Raw genomic sequence first — 7,860 nt, forward strand, 5'->3', positions numbered from 1 at the left:
CCCCCGCTCCCCCTTGGCAAGGAAATTGTCAGCGCTTCTGCTTGACGATCTTTTCCTGGTCAACGGACTCGGAATCGAGAGCGTCGTGCTCTTCGTGCCCGGCGGCGACAAGCTTGTCGTCGCCTTCGCCGAAGAAGCCGGCCTTGAAGTCCGCAACAGCGGTCTTCATGGCTTCCAGAGTCTCGTTCTCCAGCTTGCCGGTCTGGCCAATCACGGTCAGTACATCGGTGCGGTGGCGCAGGTAGTCGATGAACTCGCCCTCGAAGCGGCGTACATCCTCAACCGGGACATCGTCCAGGTAGCCGTTGGTGCCGGCCCAGATCGAAACGACCTGGTCCTCAACCGGGTACGGGGTGTACTGGCCCTGCTTGAGCAGTTCCATCAGGCGCGCACCACGGGTCAGCTGCTGCTTGGAAGCAGCATCCAGGTCCGAGGCGAACATTGCGAATGCCTGCATGTCGCGGTACTGGGCCAATTCCAGCTTCAAGGTACCGGAGACCTTCTTCATGGCCTTGACCTGTGCCGAACCGCCAACGCGGGATACCGAAATACCCACGTCGACAGCTGGACGCTGGTTGGCGTTGAAGAGATCCGACTGCAAGAAGATCTGGCCGTCGGTGATCGAGATGACGTTGGTCGGGATGAACGCGCCCACGTCGTTGGCCTTGGTTTCGATGATTGGCAAGCCAGTCATCGAACCTGCACCCAGCTCGTCCGACAGCTTGGCGCAACGCTCAAGCAGGCGGGAGTGCAGGTAGAAGACGTCGCCTGGGTAGGCTTCGCGTCCTGGCGGACGGCGCAGCAGCAGGGACACGGCACGGTAGGCTTCAGCCTGCTTCGACAGATCATCGAAGACGATCAGAACGTGCTTGCCGCCGTACATCCAGTGCTGGCCGATGGCCGAGCCTGCGTATGGAGCCAAGTACTTGAAGCCGGCCGGGTCGGATGCCGGAGACGCCACGATGGTGGTGTACTCCAGTGCGCCCTGCTCTTCGAGGGTTTGGCGAACGGCAGCGATGGTCGATGCCTTCTGGCCAATTGCCACGTAGACGCAGCGGACCTGCTTGGTCTGATCGCCGGATTCCCAGTTAGCACGCTGGTTCAGGATGGTGTCAACCGCGATAGCGGTCTTGCCGGTCTGGCGGTCGCCAATGATCAGCTGACGCTGGCCACGGCCGATCGGGATCATGGCGTCGATAGCCTTCAGACCGGTCTGCATTGGCTCGTGCACGCTCTTGCGCTGGGTCACGCCTGGTGCCTGCAGCTCCAGGGCGCGACGGCCCTCGGCAGCGATTGGCCCCAGGTTGTCCAGTGGCTCGCCCAACGGGTCGACCACGCGGCCCAGGTAGCCGTCGCCGACTGGAACCGAAAGGATCTCGCCGGTGCGCTCTACCTTCTGGCCAGCTTCGATGCCGGTGAAGTCACCAAGCACAACGACACCGATTTCGCGGGTATCGAGGTTCTGGGCCAGGCCCAGGGTGCCATCTTCGAACTTCAGCAACTCGTTGGCCATGACGGAAGGAAGGCCTTCCACTCTGGCGATGCCGTCGCTCGCGGCGACGACGCGTCCCACCTCGGTGCGCTCTGCCTTACCCGGTTCGTAGGAAGATGCGAACTCGTTTAGGGCATCGCGGACGTCGTTGGCATTGATGGTCAAATCGGCCATCTGCAGTCCCTGCTCTCCTAAATTGTGATCCGGTCCATTGGACCGAATCGAATGTGAATGAAGTCTGTTGTGGTCCTGGCAGCCAGGAACACCAGGCGAAGGATCACTCCCTAGCCCAATGAGTCCTAGCTGGCCAAGGCGCGGCGCAACTCGGCCACGCGTGATGCCACGGAAGCGTCGACAACTTCGTCGCCAACCTTGACTACCAGTCCACCGACCAGCGATGGGTCGGTAGTGGCGTTGAGCTTGAGCTGACGACCGTATAGCTTGTTCAGGCTGGTCTCCAGGCGCGAAAGCTGGGCTTCGGAAAGTTCTACAGAGCTGGTTACCGAGGCAATCCAGCGCTGCTGGCGCTTGGCCACGAGCTCTACGAAACGTCCAACCAAGGCTGCTGGCTTCAAACCGCGGGGGTTCGAAACTGCCTGGGAGATCAAAACCTGCGAGGTCTGCGACGCGTTAGGCACGAGCTTCAGCGCGAGAGTGCGCTTAGCCTCGACTGGGGCCTGTGCATCATCCAACGCACGCTGCAGTTCGTGATTGCCACGCACTACCTCGATGAAGGAGAACAGATCCTGCTCCAGCTTGTTCAGCCCCGAAGCGCCGTCCTGCCGCTCTGCCACTGCGGTGACCGCAGTGACAGCCAGCGATTCGAGCGCATCGCTAATGTCGCGTTCCGAGCTCCAGCGGGTAGAAGCCAGCTGTGCGACGACGTCCTCGGCGTCAGCCGAGACCTTTCCGTGCAGCAGCTGAGCCAAAAGGCCTGCCTTGTCGGCATTTCCACGGGCTGGGTCAGTCATTGCGCGGCGGAGACCGGCATTTGCATCCAGTACTTCCAGGACCGCGAACAGTTCCTTAGGCAGCTCAATAGATGCCAGTGCCAGCTTGGGTTCCAGGAACGCCAAAGCCTTTGCCAGTGACTCGCTCGATACACTTGCCATTAGTTCGATGCACCTGCGTTCTGCTGAGCTTCCAAATCGGTCAGGAACTTGTCAACCACGCGCTGGGCACGGGCATCGTCCTGCAGAGCTTCGTCAACAACCTTGCTTGCAAGCTCGGTAGCCAATGCGCCCACGTCGGTGCGGAGCGAAGCCAGAGCGGATACGCGCTCAGCTTCGATCTGGCGGTGCGACTGCTCGGTGATACGAGCTGCCTCATCGGTTGCCTTGGTCTTCAGATCCGCAAGGATCTGAGCACCTTCGCTACGAGCTTCCTCACGGATGCGGTTTGCTTCGGTGCGTACTTCCAGAAGCTGGGCCTTGTACTGTGCCAAGGTCTCCTCTGCTTCCTTCTGCGCTGCTTCAGCCTTCTCAAGGCCACCTTCGATCGCGGTGACGCGATCTTCATAGGACTGCTCGAACTTTGGAGCAATTACCTTGATGACGATGAACAGAAGGACCGCGAAACCAACACCCGTGACGAGAATTTCCCACGGGTTCGGCAACAGCGGGTTGACCGATTCGCTCGCAGCGAGGATGAAATCAGTGCTGTTCATTCTCACTATTCCTTATCTACTAGTTTCCGCTTGTGTGTACGCCTCGCGATAGTGGCGAGGCCACTACAGTTGCGAAAAGACTAGGCGCCGATGACGAAAGCGAAGACCAGGCCCAGGATGGCCAGTGCTTCAGCAAGTGCGAAGCCAAGCATGGCGATTGGCTGCAGGATGCGCTGAGCCTCAGGCTGACGTGCAACACCGTTGATGTAGGCAGCGAAGATCAAGCCAACGCCGATAGCCGAACCGATAGCAGCCAGGCCGTAGCCGATCATATTCAGGGAGCCGTGCAACATGTGATTATGTTCCTTTCAAGATACCGAGCTTTTGCCGGTAGGTTGTGAGGTATTCCTTGAGCGACTCAAGGAAGATCTTTATGGGTTGGAAGAAAAGAAGTGTTGGCCTAGTGGGCGTCGGCTTCGATTGCACCCTGGAGGTAGATCGCGGTCAGCAGGGCGAAAACAAACGCCTGCAGGACCATGATCAGCAGTTCCAGGAAGTACATGGCGACCGAGCCAACGATGACCAGGATGCCAAGGCCGTTCATGGCCAGGGAGTCCTGGACAACGATCAGGTGACGAGCGCCGGCAGCTGCCAGCATCACGATCATGTGACCGGCCAGCATCGTTGCCATCAAACGCAGCGAGTGCGTCAGCGGGCGAACGATGAAGTTAGAAATGATTTCCAACGGAATCATCAGTGGCATGATCCAGCCCGGAACACCGGACGGGACGACGGCCAACTTGAAGTAGCGGATACCGTGGTTCTTCAGGCCTACAGCAATCCAGGTGCCGTAGATGATGATAGCCATCGCGTATGCAGAACCAGCGTGTGAGAACGATGGAAGCTGCAGGAACGGAATCGCGCCGAAGAGGTTGTTCAGCAGTACGAAGAAGAAGGTCGCGAACAGCAGAGGAATCCAAGGACGGAAGTTCTTCTCGCCGATGATGTCGCGGCCAATTCCGTTACGTACAAACGCGTAACCGGACTCAGCGATGTACTGCATCTTGCCTGGAACCAGCTTCGGGTTCTTGATGGCCACGGTGAAGAACCAAGAGATAAGCACGATCGACAAAACGATCATGAGCATCTGCTTGCCGAAACCCGTGCCATACTCAGCCATCCACGGGAAAAGATCCGGGAGGTGGGTATCGGAAACGGATGGCGGTACGAAGCCGCCTTCTTCTGAGGCCATTGGGAGCGCAAACGCGAACAACGCGCTGTCCTCTCTGCAGTAACGGTCACGGGCAAAAGGCGGTGACTGGCGGTAACTGCCTCTCACCGTGTGAAGAAAAGATCAAACGGGGATCCCATCATGGCCCATGCCAGAAGCATCAACCCTGATGAAGGTCCATCTGCGGGTTACCCCGCGGATGCATATTGCGTATTCCGCCCGCAGTTGAGCGGACGGCCAAAAATGACCCGAAGTAAGCTTATCAAACTCACAGCACCCCACCGACACAAAGTCGCGCGGAATACTCTATTCCTCGTTGTAGATAGCCAGGCGCGCCTTCATGAAAGCACGCACCTCGCCAACCTGCCAGGCAACAAGGGAGATAGCTGCTGCAAGAACGAATCCCTGGCGATTAACCCAATCGGGCAACCCCAGGTTCAACAACACGAAGGCGATGCCAAAAACCTTGATGACAAAGACACCCAAGAACGCGGGCATGGCCCACGAGTGGCGAATTCGCCCTGCAGCTTCGGCAATGAGAATGCCAATCGCGAAAAAGCCAATCACAATCCCGGCAGCCAGCGCGCCAGAAAGCGCGTAGCGAAGATCGGCAACCAACCATGAAATCAGGAAAAATATGGCGGTAGCGATCAGCGAATACACCAGTGACAAGCCAAGAATCGGCAACCAGATGGATTTCGGGGCTGACGAAGCACTGACGCGGGCAGAACCAGAATTCACGTCCGCAACCTTTCTTCGTCAACACCGAGGAACCATCGTGCACCCATCGATGCTGATGAAACTTGAAACTTCCACCTATTCCCTAAAGAGAAGATGAAAGAAGATCCAGATTGAATTCTACACGAGATAGAAACAGATTGCTTGTGCGTTACCCTGCTATTTGATCGGGCTAGGCTTTGCCCATGCGCTTGCGTAAGGCCTCGACCCGCTTGATCACCAGGGGACGCCACGTTGCAACCGCTGCCACTAGGAACAACAGCAAGGCCATCGGGACCACCAGAATGACCGGGATGAAGGCGATGGAAACCACTGAGACTGCAATCACGGCGGCCCACAGGTAGAGCAGAACTACCGATTGGCGCACCGAGTGGCCCTGGGCCAGCATCCGGTGGTGGATGTGCTTGGCATCCGGGGAAAAGGGTGAGCGTTTGTTGGCCAGCCGGCGGAAGACCGAGAGTACAAGGTCCAGTACTGGTAGGAAGACGATCACCATCGGCAGCAGCATCGGCATGTAGGCCGGGATGTTGCGGAAGCGCCGGGCCTCCAGGCCCTGCACATCACCGGTCACCGCGATCGCGGCCACCGAGAGGATCATGCCGATGGCGAGAACGCCGGTCTCCCCCATGAAGATATTGGCCGGGTTGAAGTTGTGCGGCAAGAAGCCCAGGCAGGCACCGAGCAGCAAGGCGCAGAGCAAGGCCCCGATGTTCGCGTAGTCATCGGCGCTCACGTGCGTGGCCAGCACATAGGAATACACGAAGAAGGTCGCCGCGCCAATGGCGGCCAGGCCCGCGGCCAGGCCATCCAATCCATCGGAGAAGTTGATCGCGTTCATGGTCAGCACGATCAGGAAAATGGTCACCGCAATCTGCAGCCATTGCTCATCGATCTGCCACGAACCCACGGGCAGGGACTGGATGACGATTCCGTTGGTGGCGACCAGCCAGCCGATCAGGATCTGGCCGGCGAGCTTCAGCCACCACTTCAGGTCGAACATGTCATCGGCCAGGCCCATGAGCACGATGACGCCCAGGGCGTAGGCGATTCCCCGGATGGGGTCGTCATTGCCGAAAACCCCGCGGAAGAAGTGGAAGTTGCTGGCCAGCCATAGCCCTGCGGCGAAAGCGGCGATAATCGCCAGGCCGCCGAACTTCACGATCGGTTTTTCGTGCTGGTCGCGTTCGCGCACCAGCTGGTTGCCGGTGAAACGGTGGCCAAGGGTGCGGATGATCGGGGTGAGCAGGAACGAAACCGTAAAGCTGAATGCTATGAGCAGTACGTATGTTCTCATGCGCCGGTTTCCGGTGCGTCCTGTCCCAAATCGAGAATGCCAGGGACGACCACGCGCAATTCCTCAATGGAAATCGCGCCCGAGCGAACCACCTGCAGGTTCTGTCCGGTGCAATCGATGATGGTCGATGGCAGGACCTCTTCCCCGGCCTCGCCGCGCGGGCCGCCGTCGAGGTAGACATCCACCGACTCCCCGAGCTGAGCGAAAGCCTGCTCGACATCCAGCGCCGCCGCGTTGCCGGTGCGGTTGGCCGAGGACACGGCCAGCGGGCCGGTCTGGCCCAGGAGTTCCAGGGCGGTGTCGTCGTTGGGCACGCGCAGCGCCACGGTGCCGCGGGTCTCCCCCAGGTCCCAGGTCAGCGAAGGCTGGGCCTGCAGGATCAGGGTCAGTCCGCCTGGCCAGAACGCTTCGGCCAGCTTGCGCGCAGCCTCGGGGATGTCCCTGGCCAATCCGTCCATGGTGGAACTCTGGGCGATCAGCACCGGCGGGGGCATGGTGCGGTTGCGGCCTTTGGCGGCCAGCAGCATCGCCACGCCCTGGGCGCTGAATGCATCGGCGCCGATCCCGTAGACGGTATCTGTAGGCAAGACGATGCAGCGCTTGTCCGCCAGCGCGGCCTTGGCTGCGGTGATGCCTTCAGCGTGTTCCTGCTCGTTGCTTACCGAAAATGTTGTGCTCACGGGATCATTCTTTCATGCACTGGGTGTGGTTTGGTTATTGCGGCGCGTAGCCGGATGTGGCGCGGGCGCGCCCGGTCAAATCTTCATGGCCAGCTACCTGCGTGAAACCGGCCGCGCGCAGCATGGCTGCCGCGGTTTCGTGCTGCACTTCGGCGTGTTCCATCACGTAGTAGCCGCCGGGACGCAAGAGCTTCATGGCTTGGGCGGTAATGGCACGCGGAATGTCCAGTCCGTCCTCCCCGAGCCCGTACAACGCCATTTCCGGGTCGTGCTCGCGCACTTCCACTTCGCGCGGCACCGCGTTGGGCGGAATATACGGCGGATTGGAGATCACCAGGTCCATGGTGCCTTCCAGTTCCCCGGGGACCGCCGTGGCATCCTGGTGCAGCACGGTGACCCGGTGCGGCTCGCAGTTGGCCCGGGTGTAGCCGATGGCATCCTCCGAGAGCTCCACGGCCCAGACGCTGGCTGCTGGCACTTCGCTGGCCACGGACGCTGCAATGGCCCCGGAGCCCGAGCACAAATCAATGCACCGCGGGGTGCCGATGCCTTGGGCGGCCAGGAAATCAAGGCCGAGCTGCACCACGGTTTCGGTTTCCGGCCGCGGGGTGAATACTCCCGGTCCCACCTTCAGCTCCAGGTAGCGGAAGTACGCCACGCCGGTCAGGTGCTGCAGCGGGATGCGGGTGCGCCGGGCGGCCACCAGGGCGGTGAATTGCTCCCGGCTTCCAGGGTCGAGGCCCTCGCCACGCAGTTCGCGCAGCTTCAGTTCCGAGCGGTCAATGCCCAGCACGTGGCACAGCAGCAGGTCGACGTCGA

General features: G+C 60.2%; 9 protein-coding genes. All 9 read right to left on the bottom strand.

The genetic code is table 11. The features are described 5' to 3' along the window. Positions 1-28 precede the first annotated feature (28 nt). Positions 29-1,666 (bottom strand): F0F1 ATP synthase subunit alpha, encoded by a 1,638-nt coding sequence (gene atpA / locus ACNPN0_RS07130; protein ID WP_133834461.1) that lies wholly within the window; start codon positions 1,664-1,666, stop codon positions 29-31. A gap of 125 nt (positions 1,667-1,791) precedes the next feature. Next, complete coding sequence (locus tag ACNPN0_RS07135; RefSeq protein ID WP_448938258.1) at positions 1,792-2,604, bottom strand: F0F1 ATP synthase subunit delta; 813 nt, start codon at positions 2,602-2,604, stop codon at positions 1,792-1,794. Next, a complete protein-coding gene (locus ACNPN0_RS07140) occupies positions 2,604-3,158 on the bottom strand; it encodes a F0F1 ATP synthase subunit B (protein WP_448938870.1) in 555 nt (184 codons plus the stop codon). Before ACNPN0_RS07140 ends, ACNPN0_RS07135 begins: the two co-directional genes overlap by 1 nt. An 80-nt stretch (positions 3,159-3,238) precedes the next feature. Then, complete coding sequence (locus tag ACNPN0_RS07145; protein ID WP_013348621.1) at positions 3,239-3,451, bottom strand: ATP synthase subunit C; 213 nt, start codon at positions 3,449-3,451, stop codon at positions 3,239-3,241. Between the two features lie 107 nt (positions 3,452-3,558). Then, positions 3,559-4,350, bottom strand: coding sequence for a F0F1 ATP synthase subunit A (gene atpB, locus ACNPN0_RS07150; protein WP_105658410.1), 792 nt, complete (start codon positions 4,348-4,350; stop codon positions 3,559-3,561). A 285-nt stretch (positions 4,351-4,635) separates the two neighbouring features. Then, positions 4,636-4,992, bottom strand: coding sequence for a hypothetical protein (locus ACNPN0_RS07155; protein WP_146112315.1), 357 nt, complete (start codon positions 4,990-4,992; stop codon positions 4,636-4,638). Positions 4,993-5,239: 247 nt separating this feature from the next. Further along, a complete protein-coding gene (locus ACNPN0_RS07160; RefSeq protein WP_133834464.1) occupies positions 5,240-6,361 on the bottom strand; it encodes an MraY family glycosyltransferase in 1,122 nt (373 codons plus the stop codon). Then, positions 6,358-7,041 carry an L-threonylcarbamoyladenylate synthase gene (locus ACNPN0_RS07165; protein WP_400343288.1) on the bottom strand — a complete coding sequence of 228 codons (684 nt, stop codon included), beginning with the start codon at positions 7,039-7,041 and terminating at the stop codon, positions 6,358-6,360. Before ACNPN0_RS07165 ends, ACNPN0_RS07160 begins: the two co-directional genes overlap by 4 nt. Before the next feature lie 34 nt (positions 7,042-7,075). Next, a partial coding sequence (prmC, locus tag ACNPN0_RS07170; RefSeq protein WP_448938259.1) for a peptide chain release factor N(5)-glutamine methyltransferase occupies positions 7,076-7,860 on the bottom strand: 785 nt, incomplete at its 5' end.

It is taken from the genome of Glutamicibacter sp. AGC84 (assembly GCF_053543575.1).

Excerpts from the sequence above, each read along its gene's own strand:
- atpA (WP_133834461.1), bottom strand. The coding sequence starts at position 1,666 with ATGGCCGATTTGACCATCAATGCCAACGACGTCCGCGATGCCCTAAAC.
- ACNPN0_RS07135 (WP_448938258.1), bottom strand. The coding sequence starts at position 2,604 with ATGGCAAGTGTATCGAGCGAGTCACTGGCAAAGGCTTTGGCGTTCCTG.
- ACNPN0_RS07140 (WP_448938870.1), bottom strand. The coding sequence starts at position 3,158 with ATGAACAGCACTGATTTCATCCTCGCTGCGAGCGAATCGGTCAACCCG.
- ACNPN0_RS07145 (WP_013348621.1), bottom strand. The coding sequence starts at position 3,451 with ATGTTGCACGGCTCCCTGAATATGATCGGCTACGGCCTGGCTGCTATC.
- atpB (WP_105658410.1), bottom strand. The coding sequence starts at position 4,350 with ATGGCCTCAGAAGAAGGCGGCTTCGTACCGCCATCCGTTTCCGATACC.
- ACNPN0_RS07160 (WP_133834464.1), bottom strand. The coding sequence starts at position 6,361 with ATGAGAACATACGTACTGCTCATAGCATTCAGCTTTACGGTTTCGTTC.